Annotated in this window: 19 protein-coding genes; 7 read left to right on the top strand and 12 right to left on the bottom strand. The window is 51.1% G+C overall.

The window, feature by feature from the left end:
• The first annotated feature begins 125 nt into the window (after positions 1-125).
• Both AKL25_RS18095 and AKL25_RS18090 read left to right on the top strand, forming a co-directional pair.
• Entirely contained in the window at positions 126-977 is an 852-nt protein-coding gene (locus AKL25_RS18095) for a D-amino acid aminotransferase (protein ID WP_050479109.1), read from the top strand.
• 139 nt (positions 978-1116) lie between these two features.
• Positions 1117-1389 (top strand): HP0495 family protein, encoded by a 273-nt coding sequence (locus AKL25_RS18090; RefSeq protein ID WP_050479108.1) that lies wholly within the window; start codon positions 1117-1119, stop codon positions 1387-1389.
• A gap of 91 nt (positions 1390-1480) precedes the next feature.
• Here AKL25_RS18090 and AKL25_RS18085 read toward each other — a convergent pair whose 3' ends face one another.
• Positions 1481-3022: a methyl-accepting chemotaxis protein gene (locus AKL25_RS18085; RefSeq protein ID WP_050479107.1), complete on the bottom strand. Its 1542-nt coding sequence runs from the start codon at positions 3020-3022 to the stop codon at positions 1481-1483.
• A 391-nt stretch (positions 3023-3413) separates the two neighbouring features.
• The gene (gene gcvA, locus AKL25_RS18080; protein ID WP_050479106.1) at positions 3414-4331 is read right to left on the bottom strand and encodes a transcriptional regulator GcvA; all 918 of its coding nucleotides are present in this window, start codon (positions 4329-4331) and stop codon (positions 3414-3416) included.
• A 180-nt stretch (positions 4332-4511) separates the two neighbouring features.
• Between gcvA and AKL25_RS18075 the strand changes: the two genes are divergently transcribed.
• From AKL25_RS18075 to AKL25_RS24300, 4 genes are all read left to right on the top strand, one after another.
• On the top strand, positions 4512-4877 hold the full coding sequence (locus AKL25_RS18075; protein ID WP_050479105.1) for a DUF2917 domain-containing protein: 366 nt from the start codon (positions 4512-4514) through the stop codon (positions 4875-4877).
• A 79-nt stretch (positions 4878-4956) separates the two neighbouring features.
• Positions 4957-5613 carry a lipoyl(octanoyl) transferase LipB gene (gene lipB, locus AKL25_RS18070; protein ID WP_050479104.1) on the top strand — a complete coding sequence of 219 codons (657 nt, stop codon included), beginning with the start codon at positions 4957-4959 and terminating at the stop codon, positions 5611-5613.
• Positions 5614-5635: 22 nt separating this feature from the next.
• Complete coding sequence (gene lipA / locus AKL25_RS18065) at positions 5636-6607, top strand: lipoyl synthase (protein ID WP_157050693.1); 972 nt, start codon at positions 5636-5638, stop codon at positions 6605-6607.
• Positions 6608-6729: 122 nt separating this feature from the next.
• Entirely contained in the window at positions 6730-8385 is a 1656-nt protein-coding gene (locus AKL25_RS24300; protein ID WP_157050692.1) for a hypothetical protein, read from the top strand.
• On the opposite strand, the gene AKL25_RS18055 is transcribed toward AKL25_RS24300, so the two are convergent.
• Entirely contained in the window at positions 8382-8807 is a 426-nt protein-coding gene (locus tag AKL25_RS18055) for an HAD domain-containing protein (RefSeq protein WP_050479101.1), read from the bottom strand. The genes AKL25_RS24300 and AKL25_RS18055 overlap by 4 nt on opposite strands.
• Positions 8808-9017: 210 nt before the next feature.
• Between AKL25_RS18055 and AKL25_RS18050 the strand changes: the two genes are divergently transcribed.
• Positions 9018-9425, top strand: a complete 408-nt coding sequence (locus AKL25_RS18050) for a hypothetical protein (protein ID WP_050479100.1) — start codon at positions 9018-9020, stop codon at positions 9423-9425.
• A gap of 20 nt (positions 9426-9445) precedes the next feature.
• Here the strand turns inward: AKL25_RS18050 and AKL25_RS18045 are convergent, their stop codons facing one another.
• The 9 genes from AKL25_RS18045 to AKL25_RS24555 form a co-directional block, all read right to left on the bottom strand.
• Positions 9446-10708 carry a DGQHR domain-containing protein gene (locus tag AKL25_RS18045; protein WP_050479099.1) on the bottom strand — a complete coding sequence of 421 codons (1263 nt, stop codon included), beginning with the start codon at positions 10706-10708 and terminating at the stop codon, positions 9446-9448.
• Positions 10705-11517 carry an HNH endonuclease gene (locus AKL25_RS23850; RefSeq protein WP_083444771.1) on the bottom strand — a complete coding sequence of 271 codons (813 nt, stop codon included), beginning with the start codon at positions 11515-11517 and terminating at the stop codon, positions 10705-10707. The genes AKL25_RS18045 and AKL25_RS23850 overlap by 4 nt, the downstream gene beginning before the upstream one ends.
• 254 nt (positions 11518-11771) lie before the next feature.
• Complete coding sequence (locus AKL25_RS23845; protein ID WP_083444779.1) at positions 11772-12137, bottom strand: 6-pyruvoyl trahydropterin synthase family protein; 366 nt, start codon at positions 12135-12137, stop codon at positions 11772-11774.
• 43 nt (positions 12138-12180) lie between these two features.
• A complete protein-coding gene (queC, locus tag AKL25_RS23840; protein ID WP_083444770.1) occupies positions 12181-12882 on the bottom strand; it encodes a 7-cyano-7-deazaguanine synthase QueC in 702 nt (233 codons plus the stop codon).
• The gene (dbpB, locus tag AKL25_RS23835; RefSeq protein ID WP_083444769.1) at positions 12879-13967 is read right to left on the bottom strand and encodes a DGQHR domain-containing protein DpdB; all 1089 of its coding nucleotides are present in this window, start codon (positions 13965-13967) and stop codon (positions 12879-12881) included. Before dbpB (AKL25_RS23835) ends, queC begins: the two co-directional genes overlap by 4 nt.
• Positions 13957-15237 (bottom strand): tRNA-guanine transglycosylase DpdA, encoded by a 1281-nt coding sequence (dpdA, locus tag AKL25_RS18040; protein ID WP_050479098.1) that lies wholly within the window; start codon positions 15235-15237, stop codon positions 13957-13959. Before dpdA ends, dbpB (AKL25_RS23835) begins: the two co-directional genes overlap by 11 nt.
• Positions 15234-16343, bottom strand: a complete 1110-nt coding sequence (gene dbpB, locus AKL25_RS18035; RefSeq protein ID WP_050479097.1) for a DGQHR domain-containing protein DpdB — start codon at positions 16341-16343, stop codon at positions 15234-15236. The genes dpdA and dbpB (AKL25_RS18035) overlap by 4 nt, the downstream gene beginning before the upstream one ends.
• Before the next feature lie 26 nt (positions 16344-16369).
• Positions 16370-17200, bottom strand: coding sequence for a hypothetical protein (locus AKL25_RS24295; RefSeq protein WP_167541907.1), 831 nt, complete (start codon positions 17198-17200; stop codon positions 16370-16372).
• 259 nt (positions 17201-17459) lie between these two features.
• A partial coding sequence (locus tag AKL25_RS24555; protein ID WP_205627273.1) for a hypothetical protein occupies positions 17460-17761 on the bottom strand: 302 nt, incomplete at its 5' end.

Genomic DNA, 17761 nt, shown 5'->3' with positions numbered 1-17761 from the left:
CATTGCGCGACGCCGACGCACGGCATCGCGCAATGCTTACTTTGCATAACGGCGCACGCGCGTCTGTGCAAAAATGTCTCTGTTCGCCGAACTTCCTTATCTGAACTTTCAAAAGAAAACGCCCCATGAACGACCCTATCGTGTACCTCAACGGCGACATGACGCCGCTCTCCGAAGCCCGCATCCCTGTGCTCGATCGCGGCTTCATCTTCGGCGACGGCGTCTATGAAGTGATCCCGATGTATGCCCGCAAGCCGTTCCGCGGCACGCATCACATTGCGCGCCTGTTCCGCAGCCTGGGCACCATCGGTATTACCAATCCGCATAGCGAAGCCGAATGGCTGGCGCTGATCGAGCGCGTGGTGCAGGCCAACGACCTCGGCGACCAGATCGTCTACATCCAGGTCACGCGCGGCGTCGCCAAGCGCGGCCATGCTTTTCCCAAGGATCCGGTCACGCCGACCGTGTTCATGATGACCAGCCCGCTGGCGGTGCCGTCGGCCGAAGTGCGCGCCAAGGGCGTGGCTTGCGTGACGATGCAGGACAAGCGCTGGCTGAACTGCCAGATCAAGTCGACTTCGCTGCTGGGCAACGTGCTGGCGGCGCAATACGCCGCCGAACACGAAGTCACCGAAACCATCCAGTTCCGCGACGGCTTCCTGAGCGAAGCGTCGTCGTCCAACGTCTGGATCGTCAAGGACGGCAAGCTGTCGGCGCCGCCGAAAGACAACCTGATCCTGGAAGGCATCCGCTACGGCCTGATCGAAGAGTTGTGCAAGTCGCAAGGCATCGTGTTCGAAGCGCGCCGCATCACGCAGGAAGAAGTGTTCGCCGCCGATGAAGTGCTGTTGTCCTCGGCTACCAAGGAAGTCTTGCCAGTCGTCACCATCGACGACAAGAGGGTCGGCAACGGCAAGCCGGGCCCGGTATTTGCCAAGCTGTACGCCGCGTATCAGGAAGCCAAAGCCGCACTCTGATGCGGTGGCCTTGCCGATGAGAAGTCGCATGTCTTGCCGTTTATTGTCGATTGGCAAGACATGCGCAAAGCGGCTGGTGCATGGCGTAAAATAGGCGCAGTTCCTCGCAGTCCCTATTGAAAGTCGAAAGCCGTACACCATGCCAGCTCCTACCGAAGAATCCCTGATCGAATATCCGAGCGACTTTCCCATCAAAGTTGTCGGCATCATGCACGATGAGTTCGCCAATACCATCGTCAACATGATCACCGAATACGATCCCACTTTCCACGCCGGCAAGGTCGAGATGCGTCCTTCCTCGCAGGGCAAATACCTGTCGCTGACCGTGACCGTGCGCGCCACCAGCCGTGAGCAGCTCGACAATCTGTATCGCGCGCTGTCCGGACACGAGATGGTCAAGTTCGTGCTGTAAGCCATTTTGCAAGACGTAAAAAAACCGGTTCGCTCCCGCAAGAGACGAACCGGTTTTTCTTTGGGCGAAGTTTTTTCGCTTTTTTTCCGCTTTAGCGCGCCAGCTTGAAGATGCTGACCACTTGCGCCAGGCGCCCGGCCTGATCCTGCAGCGACTGCGCCGCCGCTGCCGCTTGCTCCACCAGCGCCGCGTTCTGTTGCGTTGCTTCATCCATCAAGGTAATCGCCTGGCCGACTTCGCTGATGCCGGCGCTTTGTTCCTGGCTGGCCGAGCTGATCTCGCCGACGATGTCGGTCACGCGCTTCACGCTCGCCACCACTTCGTTCATGGTGTCGCCGGCCTGCAACACCAGCTTGCTGCCGACATCGACCTTCGACACCGAGTCGTCGATCAGCGTCTTGATCTCTTTCGCCGCAGCCGAAGAACGTTGCGCCAGGCTGCGCACTTCGGAGGCCACCACCGCAAAGCCGCGGCCCTGTTCGCCGGCGCGGGCAGCTTCCACCGCGGCGTTCAGCGCGAGAATGTTGGTCTGGAAAGCGATGCCGTCGATGACGCTGATGATGTCGACGATCTTGCGCGAGGAGTCGTTGATCGAGCCCATGGTGTCGACCACCTGACTGACCACGTTGCCGCCTTGCACGGCGACTTCCGAGGCCGACACCGCCAGTTGATTCGCCTGGCGCGCGTTGTCGGCATTCTGTTTCACGGTGGAGGTCAGTTCTTCCATGGCCGACGCGGTTTCTTCCAGCGAACCGGCTTGCTGTTCGGTGCGCGAGGACAGGTCGAGATTGCCGCTGGCGATTTCGCTCGACGCCGTGCTGATGGTGTCGGTACCGGTACGCACCTGGCTGACGATATTGAGCAGGTTGTCGTTCATGGTTTTCAACGCGGTCAGCAGCTGGCTGGTTTCATCCTTGCCTTCGGAGACGATGCTGGAACTCAGATCGCCCGAAGCCACGGTCTCGGCAATGCCGACGGCCTGGGTCAGCGGGCGCGTGATGCTGACCGTCAGCAGCCACGCCAGCACCCCGCCCAGCACCAGCTCCACCACGCCGAGAATGATCAGCAGGGTGCGGCTGGACAGATAGTAGTTGCTCACGGCGTTGGCGGAATTGGTGATTTCCTGGCGCTGCATGTCGCGGAACTTGGCGACGCTGTCGGCATAAGCCTGATACAGCGGCACGATTTTTTCGGCCGTCATCTTCTTGACGGTGTCCATGTCGCCCGCTTTTTTCAGCTTGAAGACTTCAACGCGGGTGCCGTTGTATTCATCGCGGATCTTGTTGATCACGGCTAACTGCGCGATTTCCTGCGGCGCCGTGTTGGTTTCTTCGATCTTCTTGCGGATCGGCAACACGCGCGCCGATTCGGATGCGATCTGCGCCTGGAAGAATTGCTGGGCGTCGGCATCTTCCGTCTTGATCACCGCCAGCGTGCGGATGCCGCTTTCGCGGATAACCGCCAGCCATTCGTTGGCGTTGCGTTCATTGACGATGGAGTCGGTGGTCATCGAGACGACGGCGGCATTGATCTGCTGCAGGCGCCATATGCTGATGCCCAGCATGACGACCATCAACATCAGAATGACGATAAAGCCGATGCCGAGGCGTACGCCGATTTTTAGATTTTTCATGTTCGATCTCCTGACGAAACGGGTGAAACCCAATGCAAAAAATGCCCGGCGCAAGGACGGGTAAGACGACAACAGGCAAGCGGTGAAATCAAAGACGGCAATGCGGCAGCCGGCTCGAAGCGAGGCACAAGATCTCTTGCGGATAGCAATCGGCGCTGCGCATGCAAAGGGGAGAGGGTTTTATCGGCATCTCATTGGTCGCCTGTCGCAGTGGCGGTAATCCGTGCGACATCGTCGGCAGACAAACGCGGATGCTCGTCGGCAATCATGGTTGCCGCTCTATGTACATACGATAGAGTATTTCGCAGACAGGCAAGCAGGTGAACAGAGAGGTTTTCCCGCAGCATTTGCGGGTTTGCGCGGACGAGCGCGCAAGCACCGCCCGCCAAAATCAGCCGGGCCAGCGGCTGTGCGCTTTGAAGAGTGCGACTTCCTCGTCCAGCCACTCGCGGAATTGCCGCACCTGGGGCTTCACCGCCGCATCCGGCACGGTGACGAAATAGTAGGCGCGCTCGCTCAGCAGCGCGATGTCGAACAGGCGCACCAGTTCTCCGGCGGCAATTTCCTGCGAGGCAATGGCGTGACGCGTCAATGCAACACCGGCGCCGTCGGCAGCCGCGCGCAAGGTCAGCGACGAATCCTCGGTCACCAGCCCGCCGGCCGGATCCGGCAAATCCAGCCCGGCCAGCGCAAACCACGGCAGCCACGATTCCTGCAGGCCGTCCATGCGCAGCAGCGTGCAGTCGCGCAACTGCTGCGTCGATGACGGCAAGCGTCCCTGGCGATAGTGCGGGCTGGCAACCGGGTAATAAAACTCCTCGAGGAGTTTTTCCGATGTCAGGCCCGGATAAACACCGAGGCCGAAGCGCAGGCCGACGTCGATGCCGTCGCGCGCCAGATCGTTGAGATGGCTGCTCGATTGCAACACCACTTCGATGCCGGGATGGCGGTCGACGAATTTCCACAGCCGCGGCGCCAGCCAGCGCGAGGCGAAGGAGGGCGGCGACGACACCACCAGCCGCTGCTGCCGGTTCTGTTCCTGCAGCGTCTCGGCGGCCGCGACGATCTCGCCCAGCGACTTGCGGACCGCGGCGGCGAAGCGCTGGCCGCTGTCGGTGATGGCGATGCGTTTGCCGTTGCGGGTGAACAAGGGCAATCCCAGTTCTTCTTCCAGCGCGCGGATCTGGTGGCTGATCGCACCCGGCGTGACATGGATCTCTTCCGCTGCGCGCGAAAAACTCTCATGCCGCGCCGCCGCTTCAAAAGCGCGCAGGGCAGCGAGGTTGGGCAGTTTGCGGAAATCGGCCATGGACGTGTTTCTTTGTCAGAAAAATTAGCAAGAACTGAGAATATATATCGTTTTGGTTTGCCCGTGGCGCTGTCTAGAATACCTCCATCGATCAGGCAACCTGATTCGCAAAGTGGCAGCAGGATGCCGCGAGCGGATCGGCCAGTTGCCCCGGAAACGGTAATCCAAAGAGGTGATGTCATGCAAAATATTTTCACTAGAAGGCAAATCCGGCTGCAAGCCGGCGACGTGACCTCGCTGCAGGTCACGCGCCCGGTCTGCCTGCAGGTCGGCAGCGGCCGCGTGTGGGTGACCATCGAAGGCGGCCGCACTGATTACTGGCTTTCCGGCGGACAAAGCCTGGATATCCCGGGTCATGGCCTGGTGGTGATCGAATCGGTCAATACCGCCAGCAAGCTGCACATCGGCCTGTGCCGCCGCCATTGGCTGGTACGCCTGGCGAGGGTGTTCGAAGCGTTGGCGCGCCGGATCCACAGCCGCGGCCGCAATCACGCCGGCCGGACCGCGACAAAAGCCGTCGAAGCCCCGGGAAGCTGCAGCCAGTAAGGCTTTCAACGAAAAATTGCCGCATGGACAATCCATGCGGCGCGGGCGGCGATCCGGGATTTTCGTTACACTTGCCGTCATGCGAACCGCTCCACAGATCATCCACCGTGGCGTCGAGGCTTACGAAACCAGCTTCAACGCCATGCGCGCCTACACCGACAGCCGCACCGCCGACTCCCCCGACCAGCTCTGGATCGTCGAACACCCGCCGGTATTCACCCTCGGGCTGGGCGCCGACATGGCCCACGTGCTCAACCCGCACGCCATTCCCGTGATCCAGACCGACCGCGGCGGCGAAGTCACCTTCCACGGCCCCGGCCAGGTGGTGATCTACCTGCTCATGGATCTGCGTCGCAACCATCCCGGCGCGCGCCTGTTCGCCCGCGAATTCGTGCAAAAGATCGAGCAGGCGGTGATCGACACGCTGGCGGCGTATAATCTCGCTGGTGAGCGCAAGCAGGGCGCGCCCGGCATCTATGTCAGTTCAGGGCCGTGGCAGGGCGCCAAGATTGCTGCGCTGGGATTGAAAATCCGCAGCAACGGTTGCACCTATCACGGCGTGTCGCTCAATGTGGCGATGGATCTGGCGCCGTTTTCCTGGATCAACCCTTGCGGCTACGAAGGCCTCGCCACCGTCGACATGCAGACGCTGGACGTCGCCGCCCCGCTGAGCGACGTGCAAACGCTGCTCGCCGACAAACTCGTTGAGCATTTTGCTTTTTCGCCATCCGCCTGAGATGGCTTCAGAAATCACTCTTATGACTACCGACATCACAACAGCCGAGTCTTCGCTGCGCAATCCCACCGACAAGCAAAAGGGCGCCGGCAAGACGGCCTGGATCCCGATCAAGATCATGCCGGCGGAAAAGCTCAAGAAGCCCGACTGGATTCGCGTCAAGGCCGGCTCGCCGACCACCCGCTTCTACGAAATCAAGGACATCCTGCGCGCCAACAACCTGGTGACGGTGTGCGAAGAAGCGTCCTGCCCCAACATCGGCGAATGCTTCGGCAAGGGCACCGCGACCTTCATGATCATGGGCGACAAGTGCACCCGCCGCTGCCCGTTCTGCGACGTCGGCCACGGCCGTCCCGATCCGCTCGATCCGAATGAACCGGAAAACCTCGCCAAGACCATCGCCCAGCTCAAGCTGAGCTATGTTGTCATCACCAGCGTCGACCGCGACGACCTGCGCGACGGCGGCGCCGGCCACTTCGCCGCCTGCATCCAGCGCGTGCGTGAACTGTCGCCCGAGACCCGCATCGAAATCCTGACCCCGGACTTCCGCGGCCGCATGGACCGCGCGCTGGAAATCCTCAAGATGGCGCCGCCGGACGTGATGAACCACAACCTCGAAACCGCGCCGCGCCTGTACAAGGAAGCGCGTCCCGGTTCCGACTACGAATACTCGCTGAACCTGCTGAAGCGCTTCAAGGACCTGCATCCGAACACCCCGACCAAGTCCGGCATCATGGTCGGCCTCGGCGAGACCGACGAAGAAGTCCTGCAAGTCATGCGCGACATGCGCGCCCACAACGTCGACATGCTCACCATCGGCCAATACCTGATGCCAAGCGGCGACCACTTGCCGGTGCGCCGCTACGTGCATCCCGACACCTTCAAGATGTACGAAGAAGAAGCCTACAAGATGGGCTTCGTGCACGCGGCCGTCGGCGCGATGGTGCGTTCGAGCTATCACGCGGATCAGCAGGCGCATGGGCTGGTTGGTTGAGTGTGAATGATATAAGTTAATGAGAATATCTAGAAGAAGTTGAGATTTTCTATAAGTGGGTGAGATTTAAATAATAAAGTGACAATGTATTCGTCATTTTCAGCTGGGGAGCTGAATAACGGATGGCAGAAGCAAATGCATTGACGATCGGCGCCTTGCCCACCGACGGGCATGCCTGGCGCATCGACTGGTTTGGTGAGATCGCCTTTCCAAACCGTATGATTCGACGCAAACAGCCATCCGTTCTCCTTCATCTATCACGTGTGATCGATGAGCGCTATCGCGAGGACCATTCGGCTCTTCTCAATCCGGAATCTACATTCGTCACCAAGCAACGCAAAGTATGGGTTTCAGTTGGAACCTTGCCGTTACTTCGTATCGGCGATATTTGGCGTGATGGTCTATTGGAGACCACGCCCGATTACGAATTCGAAAGCTTTTCCAATTTAGATATAGGCTCAGAAACCGTCAGTCTGATTAAGGCTGGGCTCAATTTGGAAGAGAATGGCTTCTTGCTGCCTCGAGGAGAACATCCTTGGCACATGCAGGCCACGCAATCCTATTGTTTGATGATCGACTTGCCTAGCGAACGTCGAATGATTATTCCTTGCATTGAGTTGATTCGTTTCTATTTCGGGTCTTCCAGCAATTTGCTGACAAAGCTGTTTCTACCTCCGCTCAACCGAGACGCTTTATATAGCAAAGCCCATCACAGCAAAATCAACGGCCAACTATCTATGGCGCTAGCCGAAGGTATTTCAGGTGCTTCAGCTGCTGACATTGGCCGTATGCATATGGATTCCACGGCCTGGCGGTCGGCAGTTAACGTGGGTACATCGCTTCTCAAAGCATCGGTATCAAATCAAGAAATTCATCCACAAGCGCATTTCCCATTTGAAGGTGTGACAACACTAACAGCATCCGGGAAGTGGTTGTCATTCTCTGGGCAGCCACGCGCTACGTTCCTTGTCTACAGTCTTCGCTCATGCTCGCATCCATTCCCATTTCGTTCTTTGCGCTACGACGTCAAAGATCGGCGCGTCGCGTCAGCTGACACTACTTCACCCATTGATGCATCCAAACCTCGCCTAGTTAAGCCGGCGCGACGATCATCAGATCGGCAGTTGGTAGAAGAGGATGCCTCCGGAAAACTAACTCGACAGGCACGTCCCGTATGGGCTGCACAGCGGTTCACCGATTTAACGACAAAGACAATTTGGAAGAACAAGATCTTGGCGGCACCGCGCAGTGGGGCAATACTTGTCGCCGGATCTACAAGTGAAACGAACGCCGCTGTCGGAGACGTCGGATCAGATCGACGCGTACGCTCCGTTGATTTGCAGATAAAAACAAAAGACGAATCAAAATTTCCAGTTCCAGATTTTCTTAAAGATATCGTTGACGATCTCAAAGCCCTAAAGGAATGGAAACTTGAGTTGTTGACGGAAAGTAGCGAGGATGGGTGGACTATTCCTATTACGGTATCGTCCGATGATGAAGGCGAAATCGATTTGGATCTGTTCTTTGCGGTAGGAGAACATCAGCTACGAGAAAGAAGAGTTGCCGCGCTTTCAGCGATCAATAACAGCACAAACATCACTATCATTGTCACCGAAGCAGATCCCCCTTATTCGAAGCTCTATCTCATGGATGAAGAGCACGAATCAAGTTTGCCAGATATGTTGCAACGTGCTACCGCTGATTTCATCTCAAGGGATCGCGAGGCTAAGAGCGAAGCAATTAGTACGAGGATTCTGCTGCTACTTGAAAATAATTAGTACCCAGAAAGCTTTGCACGAAGATTTTTTTCTGCTATTGAGTCAAAGCCAATATCCGTATCAACCAGTATCAGATTTCGGCATGCTGGAGCAAACAACCAATCGCTGTCATCGATTGCAATCCATCCCTCATATTCGCGACCAGCTTCGCGTAACCAGAGCATGATCTCTGCTTGACGTAGATATTGATGAGATAAGTGAGATAGCACAGGAGTTACATCAATAATGCGTTGACGGAGGTCAGATGTAAAAAATGCTTGTAGTTCCTCAAGGCTATGATTTTCGCGCCAAGCACTGGAGATTACGATGTCGACTCCGGGGAAATCGCGGATGACACATTCGAAGTGTATTAGATGAGCGAAAGTACCTGCTTCCCTGCTGACAGGGTGTAGGACGCCGTCGAAGTCAAGAAAGAGAATCATCGTCGCGATTTCGATTCATATCAGGTGACGGCCAATCGTGCTTAGTCGATAGCGAGATAAGATAAACGCTGCATTAGGAACTTTGTCACAGTCTGCTTGCAAGATATGGCATTATCCAATCCTAATATAACAATCTAAAACTCAAGAAGCCCGACGTTCGCATCTGTGACGGCCTTATGAATTAAGACTCTGAAACAAAGCTGGAAAACAATGATCGCTGAACACAAGAATTTCGCCCTTTCGACTGAGGGAAATGTGCAAGAACTAGCGCAACGCATAACTGCGTTGGCGCACGAAATCCACACTACCCTTCGACGCCTTTCAGTCAGTAACAATCCGTTGGTTTACGCCTTGTTGACTGAAGAATACGCCTTAAATGCGCGTGCACACATTTTGTTTTTTGATTCAAAAAGATTCGTAATTTCTGATTGGCATTTCGAACACGATGAATTGCTAAATTTTTTATCAGCGTTAGGAGAAAAATTAAAGAATATTGAAACTATCGACCAGCTAGAAAAGCTCATCGCTGGTCTTACCTTATTTTCAAATTCCATCATCTCTAAAAATGTGCGGACAATTTCTTTTCTGTTTAAGGAATTAAGAGACGTAGTCAGTTAATTAAAAGATCGCCATTGAAATCATTTCGCTGTTCGAGTTCTTGTCTTGCGCACAGCTACAGATTTTGTTGTGGTCTTAACTGCAGGTTTCTTGGGGGGCGCCGTTCTGGCAACTCTCTTTGGCAGGGAGCTTGGCTTGATAGATGCAGGGTTTAACATAGATACACCCTCATACCATGTTCGGCCAATTCGAGTATTAGAGGCGATGCGTTTTAAATTGTCGATTAGCAATTCTCTGCCAGTTCTAGTATCAAGTTCTGTAACTTTCCATTCTGTGGACCAAAATTCTTCCGGTATTCTGCGAATTGCCTTGGTGACACAATCCGTCATATCCTTTTTGTTTGTTAAGTCCATAGCATTTACGTCTAACATTTGGGATGCCAGAACGCTCTCTAATACAAATACTGTAACTGCGTAGATAGAGACTTTTTCTAACAAATGCGACGTTTCATTCCACTGTTTTGGTAACAGCACCTGGATGACCCCCCAAAGCGCAAGAAAAACGTCTAGTTCCAGCCCTTCAATACCCAGAAGACTTGCCCTATCCCGCGTTTCCGCTAGTCCGCTCTCGATTGCATTGGGAGGAATAAATCCAGCGGCATTTCGAGCCCATTTAATCGACTCCTTAAACGGACTAGTTTCGCTGGTATCTGCGATTTGAAGATCCTGAAATAGATCCTCTTTTAGACCTAGACGTGCGCTTTTCAGCAAGCGGTTGTTAAGCTGATCAGGATCAAAATTCAGATTTAAGGCGTTTACGTGATCTCTCGAGACTTTAGTACCCGAGTTGTTTATAACGACGAACTGAAACGCTCTTTCTAAATCATCGCCACCGATGATTCCTACAATATTGATGTGTAGATCTGGATCAAATTGAAACGCGCCGTGAACACGGTGTTGTCCATCAATTATTAAGCCCGGTTTCTTTTTTTTCGTCTTACTAACACTGACAATTACGCGCCCATGTGCCGAAGCAACTCCTTTCGCAGTAGCTGCTGGAATAAACTGAATTGAAGCTGTATCCAGAGCGATAATTACAGAGGTGGGTATCGTATTCTGCTGCTCTGCTTTGAGATAGCCCGCGATTCTATTCACCTTCAAATCTCGCAGGGGACGTTGTGCTCCAGTTGGGTTTCCCGGAGCAAGACGATCAACATCTGCCCACTGCAAAATATCTTTTGCAGGCGCATGAAATAAAATAAATGGCGGCGCTTTAGGATCTTTGCGCTGCGAATAATTCAGCGCGAAATATTCAAACGTACCAGCCTCCAATTTTTTGTTCATAATGTGTTTTCCATTTCTTGAAAATACTCAAAATAAATATAGGAATGTTTAGTTTTTAATTTCAATCCAGGTATTGCCGGCCAGACGTGTTGAGCAGCTTCTTTCAACGTGGTCTTTGTATTGGGTTTTCCTTCAATTCCTTGCGCCTTAAGCATGATTTTCCCGAGCCCGAGCGAAAGACGAACGGCTCCATTAGGGTTTGTATCCGACGTCGTCAATTCCTCAAAAGTGGATTGGACTGGTCCCCAAGCCCACGTCACCATATGCTGGCGTTTATCATTGCAATCTTTGCAGGCAGGGATCAAATTTGATTCGACCGTTTCGCCTCCTAGACTTAGGGGCCATATATGCTCGATGCTTGATTTAGATCTCGGATTGTGGGCTTGATCTAATTTCTCTCCACACAGATAGCATTGTTTTCGCTCGGCTCTTAAAACACTTTTTTCTAAACCGGTATCCCTGGCAACCTCATGGGCGACACGGCCCGCCCGCTTTGCAATTTCCCCAAAATTCTTGTCGTTCGTAAAAGTGCTCGGAAGATCTAAGTCGCGTCTAATTGTGCGAGCGAAATCAGACGGATTTGTATTTGGAGCCTGCGCGTAAATTGCGCGAGCGGATCGTATAGCTCGCAGAAAAACTTCGAGTGAAACAGACAGTTGAGTGAATTCTTGGAAGCGCACTGGATTAAATAGAAAATCCATCGAGTCTATACCCGCTTCGGTCGTCCACTGAAAACTCAATTTGTGCCCGAGGCGTTCAAACAAATATAAAAATAACTGTTCTCCGGGCGTGACAGGTAACCAAAGCATATGACGGCTCGACGATCGTTGTTATTGTTGAAGGCGGTCGGGTATCCTACTCACAAGATTGTTGCGCGAGGCCCCTTATTTTCCTAAATGTAGCATTCGCAATTTAGCAGGCATACCCTCTGAGCAAGAAAAATAGACGGGCATTGTTCCGTACATAGTACAACGTGAGGATCTTCTCCAACTATTCTCGGGTTGGAACGTAACACCAATCGGAAAGAATTCTTTTTTCATCTCTGCGACGGACACATTCCCCCTCAATCAAAAATCAAAGAGCAAGAATCTCCAGACGCTTTTCGGGAAATAGATATTCTATATATTGCGGGCAGTGTTTTAATAAGTATCTTACCCATAAAGTTGCAAAGATTTTCCAGTGTAGGGTTACCCAAATCTTTGATCTCGTCCAAAAGGCGATGATCTAAGAGTTCCTTGATTTCCGCTAAAGAGTTTCGAAACATCCCTAAGTCCACAATCATGCCAGTCTGTTGATCTGGAATCCCTCGAATCGTGACTTCCGCGTGATAAGTATGCCCATGAATTCGACGGCTGGAGTCACCATCAATTGCACGATTTAACGTATGTGCAGCTTCGAAGTAAAAGCACTGAGATAATTCGTATTTCATTTCCAATCTTCCCAAAGATAGTTAGCTCTGTTCTCCCACTTGCCTAGCGGTCCTTGGCGCGCCAACTTTCATAGCCGCGCCTACGTAGATCGCAGGCGGGGCAATTGCTGCAGCCGTACCCCCAATCATGTCGATGAGCTCGATCGCCGACATAGCAAGTATGAGTATCTTCAATGACCAGATCTATAAAACGCTTGCCGCCTAATGATTTTGCAAGTTCCCAGGTCTGCATTTTATTGATCCACATTAAAGGTGTTTCAATAGTAATTCGGTATGCCATTCCGAGGCTTAACGATACCTGTGTCGCTTTAATTGTGTCGTCTCTGCAATCGGGATAGCCAGAAAAATCGGTTTCGCACATACCGCCGACTAAAACTTGTAGGCCGCGTCGATATGCCACGGCACCGGCAAAAGTCAAAAACATCAAATTTCGACCTGGAACAAAGGTATTTGGCAAGCCGCTCGCTGTCATAGCTATTTCAGCGTCTGAAGTTAACGCGGTATCACTGATCTCGCCGAGGACAGATAAATCAATAAGGTGATCATTTCCTAATTTCGATCCCCATTCAGGAAATTTTTCGCGTATTTCTTGAATGGTTTTTAGGCGAACTTCCAATTCAATATTATGTCGCTGGCCGTAGTCAAATCCTATTGTTTCTACATAGTCATATCGCGAGAGGGCCCATGCTAAGCAAGTCGTAGAGTCCTGTCCTCCAGAAAATAAGACCAAAGCTTTCTTGTTCATACCGATGCCGACTTTCTCTTGGAAGTAGATTTTGATTCTCGCCGGATTATGCCTACCAGATGTTCTGCCAATAATTGATATTGACGAGGCGTATTTTCTAAACGATTCCACGGAACGACTTCCTCATCAGAAAAATGCCAATGTCCATTCGTCCATGCAGTCCGTCCAATGAGAGGAGTTAGGCCTGCTTTGAAGGAAGCTATTGATATTGATTTGGTGCGCGAGTAGACCTCATCCATGACATATCCCATCGCGACAATTCCTACTCCATGGACAAGTCTGGATGTAGCCGGCTTATGGCCCTCCCAATCACCGGAAAATACTTGCCTCACCGCATGAAAAAAATTACTTACCAATTCAGCGGCCTTTTCATGGCCATGCTTTTCATACATAAGAACTTGAATCGCACCAGCTGATTCAGAATTCATAATAGCTTTCTGAACAACGGTATCTTTCAATATGCCCGTGGGGTATGTTTCCATCTTGATGAAACCGTAAAGCGAACTCTCAGGGGTGAAGTTCAAACTCTCTGTGATCTTTGCGGCAAGGGACCTCGGTGTCAGCCGATCTGGAAGTCCTGGGACGCTCGGCAATAATTCATATATTAAGGATTTTGATAGGGGCTTAGTATTGTTAATAAGAATAAATTGTCGTCGCAGTTCATTGATGTCCGGGCAAATCAAACAGGCGGCAAAAACTTGAAAATCCTCTCTCTCGGTTAAAGTGAGGGCACTTAACCGCTGTTGACCATCCACTACCAGGCCTGGTCGTTCATTCGTCAGGTCGACCTCTAACTGAGCGGCACCGTTTTTTATATTTTTTACCTTGGCCCCCGATACAAAAGCTAGAACCAAAGCATTTGGCAGAACGGCGTCTGTCTTTTCCAAATACTCTCGGATTTCCGCGATGTGTCCAGAAACCTGTGCACGTTGAAATCCGACAGATTTTCCTTCTGTGTCGCGTCCAAGGCGCTGGATAGCAGCTATTTTATGGATTTGACTAGCGGTAGCTCTTATCATCAAAACCTGATGGTGAGGACTTTGCTCTGCGATAAGAGCGTCAAATACAATTTTCTTACTTGCCATGAAGGACTCGCTGTATGTGTTCGTAATAAGTTTGAAGATTATGAAATCCCCGGCGTTTATTTCTATTATTGGATCTAAAAATAATGACTTCTATGCCGATCTGCTTACAGACCTCACATTTACATTTCTTCCAAGGAGCATCCGTCAATGTCCTGCGAATCTGCTCCTCGGTTGATGCAATAATTTTTTGATACGCAGAGTCTGTCTTACTTTTAACTCGATGAAATAGCCTTTGATAGACCATGACACTACTAACAGTATCTTCGAACGACCGGTTGCCAACGTCAAACGATCGCAATGCCGACAAGGCGTTTTTCTCTGCCGAAAGTAATTCATCTTGGGAGATTTTTCCCTCCTTGGCGGCGTTCTTTAAAGAAGTGTTGTCAGTGGCAAGCGGGATGCGAACAGCGGTGTAATAGTCAAGCTTCGAGCCACTACTTCTCTTGGAATAAAAATTTGCCTTCGCATCTTTAAACGCTCTTATCAGAGGAGAGGTTGAGTCGAAACTTGTGATGTTGAATTCTGTGAATTCTCCTATTTGTTCGGCCTTAGCAAAGCCTAAAATATGCAATTTTGTAGACGGTTTTATTCTGTTGCGTATTGCTGCGAGGGCTAATTTTATTTGATCGGCAGATAACGGAACCATGCCTCCAATCGCCAAATAGTCATATCCCATTTTTTCTAGATTTCGAGCGGCGATTGCCATGCTGTCAGGCGACCATCCCTGTACCGCACCCAGAGGTGTGAAATTGGGAATGGACTTTGTAACTTTTAGAAATTCACGTGCGTTTTCTTGGGTAATTTCGAAGCGCTCCAATTCATCATCGATGGCGCCATCAAGTTCTTTGTCTTCTGGGCGGAAACCAAAAATAATATGGTCGACTGAACAGCCATAATTGAAGCGTCCATCTGCATAGAATTCAGCCATGTTTTCCGGGGAATATGGAGGGACTTTCTCCTGCACGTAGGAAAAAGCTCCGCAATCCCCAAAGATAGGCATATTCTTTAGCGCGGGGGTATTTAGTCGTAAGAATTCACGCGCACCTTCTCTACGAAGCCGCATTGCCTGTGCGGCGCTATAAGTTCCAACTCTACGGGCGTCGCCAACAATTCCGCGAGAAATCAGAACTCCGTCATACGGTGCATTCTTGAACATCTCATGCGGATAGATATCATCCCAGTAAGGACGACGGCCCTTTGAGGGTTGATCACGAACAAAATCGTAGCCTGGATCTACCTGATCGATTGCGTCGGCAAAGATGAACTTCAATTTAACTCCGACTGCATATAGAGGGTATTGATCACGGAGCTTAATTGGGTCAATCCCCGCGATGTCATTTCGATAGAATTCCAAGGGGCATTAATCAGAGGCCAATGGCCAGTTGTCCAAGCGCACAAACTGGATATAGATTTAAGCTCTCGAATAAATGCGGCCTTCAGATCCTTATCTTTAAGGCTAATACGGCTAGACATACGATCCATTAGACTTCCCATCGCACGAATGCCGACCGAGTGTGTGAGCCGACTTCTTTCGGGCGATAAATCCCATGCTTCAGGGAAGGTCTCGGCGACAGCTGACCAATATGCGACGAGTACTTTATGCATAGAATTTGTATCAGCACCACTGGAGCTAAATCCCTTGAAATGGGTCAGTGCCCCTGTCGGCAAATTGATTCGGTCTCGAATCATTTGAATGATTGCTGAGTCGTTGATGGCATCCGCTCGCTCCAGTTTTGCGGATGTCCGATTGACCCGCCCAAAAAACGGCGATTTCCTATCTTTGTGCAATAAATTACACAACTCACTCGGTATTTTATTAACCGCTAAGTCCCGCGGTAGAAACGCGTCGTCTGTCTCCGGAAGCAATTCGTTCACTAGTCGCTGTGACAGCGGCTTGGCTCGGTTCACCAAAATAAACTGCTGCCTTTGTGTATCCAGAGAGCCAGATTCAAACGCAATTACCGGGACTAAAAGTTCTCCGTGGTTCGATTTTGCAAGAGCTAGTGATCTTTGCTGGCCATCGACGATCCATGCCACCTTTTCTGCGCCTTCTTTTGCAGGTAGATGTAGACGTCCACTATCAATGCCCAGCACAGTTTCCTCTCCCTTCGGGCCTCTTGACTTCACAAACCTCACCTGAGGCGCGAGGGCAAGAATGATTGCGTTGGGGAACAGGCTCGGACCTTTATCCAAATAATCAGTGATTTGTTTGACGTGTTGCTGAATTTCCTTGCGCTGGAAACCTTCCAGTTGATCTTTATTGCTTCTCTTCACTCGGCTTAAATCTGCAATCTTTGTTAGAGAGTTGCCGGGGACCGCGAAACAATATATGGCTGTGTCACCTTGTTTGAATTTCAGGGCGCTGACGATCATCATCGTCGATTTTTTTTTGGGGGGTGCCACTATTTTCTCACTGGTAGAATTTCATCGTATAGGCGGTTAAATCGATTTTGTTCACATGCAAGGTTTTTGCTATGACGGATCTTTTCTAATAAGCGGGTTTTAGAAATTATTTTTTCCTTCATCAAAGAATTCATGACGACCCTCAGTGCATCGTCGGTTATTTTCTTTCGAATAGTGGATTTCGTCGCCGTAGATCTTTCGAGCACTTGATCTACTAAGGATTGCTGAGACGCCAGAGCGGAGATACGAGGATTTTCGGCAAGTAATATAGAAAAATGCAGTAAAGCGCGTTGGACAAACGATGCGTTTGCCCCATGCGGCGCATCTAGGACTCTATTAAATCGCTGATCATAGCGGATGGCTATATCTGCTAAGTTCGCGTCTAAGACAGTTTTCGAGGATGTGATGATTCTCACCTTTTTTCTGTCTACGGCACTTACCCCGGATAATTCCTTTCCGACCATTTTCAGATATGTATCAGGTAAGGCTATCAAAACGCGGGAATCATATTTTCTAATAAGTCGCGCTAATGGACTTGGATGATTAAACGCACGGTTTAGCGCTTGCCACCAATCGACAGGCGTGGCGTCTTCGATGGTTTGACCTAAAGGATTTGGACCTTCGCTACCCACAGTTAAGTTGTAGCTGGGAATTTTTTTTGTTGGGCTAACGACGGATAGGCCTGCCGAAACAATGAACAAATCTGCTTCATGCACCATTGCCGCTTCCTGAGCAGCCTTTATCCCTTGGCCTGCATACATCTGACTTGCCAGAAAAGTGCTTTTCTCGGCGCGCACTCTCGCCACCCATTGCTGGGCATACTCATCCAATGTTCGTGCGTAAATGGAATCTGCATGCAACTGCAAAGGTGTAGTTACTAATTTCTTAGAACTGCACGACGTAATTAATAGCATTTTCAAAAACTGTAAATGTGTAATTATATAATTATCCAGATTCGATAATTATCGTCAAACGCATATACCGTTTTCTTTATCTTAAGGAGAGAAAAAATGCAAAAAAGCCCTCGACGAGGGCTTTTTGTTGTGCGCCAGCTACATCCCATTTGTGGATGGGTTATCGCGGTTGATGTTATGCCGCTTCGATAGGTAGTCGAAGTTTATAGTTTCCTGCTACCTTCGCGCATCGCCACCTCAAATCACAGATGTCACAAGTTGCTTGCGGCACCTCTGTAGTCGGTAGCGGCCATTGGTTATTTGCTTGGCAGTCCATAATACTTAAGGCCGTATTATCAAAAGCTTCTAGAGCCGCTTGCACCATTTCTGGTGTGAACTCAACTATATGCATAGCGTTTGTGGGACGCCTATTGGCGTCAACATCGGCTTGCGTTAATTCGTTTAGAAAGTAAAGAACTGCTCTAGCGGGATACACAC

This window comes from Herbaspirillum rhizosphaerae (genome assembly GCF_001189965.1).
Taxonomy (GTDB): domain Bacteria; phylum Pseudomonadota; class Gammaproteobacteria; order Burkholderiales; family Burkholderiaceae_D; genus Herbaspirillum; species Herbaspirillum rhizosphaerae.
Note: the sequence above shows the minus strand (reverse complement) of the source record. Positions and strands in the feature narration are given on the sequence as shown.

Bases quoted from the DNA above. Each gene is read 5' to 3' on its own strand.
- AKL25_RS18095 (WP_050479109.1), top strand. From the start codon at position 126: ATGAACGACCCTATCGTGTACCTCAACGGCGACATGACGCCGCTCTCC.
- AKL25_RS18090 (WP_050479108.1), top strand. From the start codon at position 1,117: ATGCCAGCTCCTACCGAAGAATCCCTGATCGAATATCCGAGCGACTTT.
- AKL25_RS18085 (WP_050479107.1), bottom strand. From the start codon at position 3,022: ATGAAAAATCTAAAAATCGGCGTACGCCTCGGCATCGGCTTTATCGTC.
- gcvA (WP_050479106.1), bottom strand. From the start codon at position 4,331: ATGGCCGATTTCCGCAAACTGCCCAACCTCGCTGCCCTGCGCGCTTTT.
- AKL25_RS18075 (WP_050479105.1), top strand. From the start codon at position 4,512: ATGCAAAATATTTTCACTAGAAGGCAAATCCGGCTGCAAGCCGGCGAC.
- lipB (WP_050479104.1), top strand. From the start codon at position 4,957: ATGCGAACCGCTCCACAGATCATCCACCGTGGCGTCGAGGCTTACGAA.
- lipA (WP_157050693.1), top strand. From the start codon at position 5,636: ATGACTACCGACATCACAACAGCCGAGTCTTCGCTGCGCAATCCCACC.
- AKL25_RS24300 (WP_157050692.1), top strand. From the start codon at position 6,730: ATGGCAGAAGCAAATGCATTGACGATCGGCGCCTTGCCCACCGACGGG.
- AKL25_RS18055 (WP_050479101.1), bottom strand. From the start codon at position 8,807: ATGATTCTCTTTCTTGACTTCGACGGCGTCCTACACCCTGTCAGCAGG.
- AKL25_RS18050 (WP_050479100.1), top strand. From the start codon at position 9,018: ATGATCGCTGAACACAAGAATTTCGCCCTTTCGACTGAGGGAAATGTG.
- AKL25_RS18045 (WP_050479099.1), bottom strand. From the start codon at position 10,708: ATGAACAAAAAATTGGAGGCTGGTACGTTTGAATATTTCGCGCTGAAT.
- AKL25_RS23850 (WP_083444771.1), bottom strand. From the start codon at position 11,517: ATGCTTTGGTTACCTGTCACGCCCGGAGAACAGTTATTTTTATATTTG.
- AKL25_RS23845 (WP_083444779.1), bottom strand. From the start codon at position 12,137: ATGAAATACGAATTATCTCAGTGCTTTTACTTCGAAGCTGCACATACG.
- queC (WP_083444770.1), bottom strand. From the start codon at position 12,882: ATGAACAAGAAAGCTTTGGTCTTATTTTCTGGAGGACAGGACTCTACG.
- dbpB (WP_083444769.1), bottom strand. From the start codon at position 13,967: ATGGCAAGTAAGAAAATTGTATTTGACGCTCTTATCGCAGAGCAAAGT.
- dbpB (WP_050479097.1), bottom strand. From the start codon at position 16,343: ATGATGATCGTCAGCGCCCTGAAATTCAAACAAGGTGACACAGCCATA.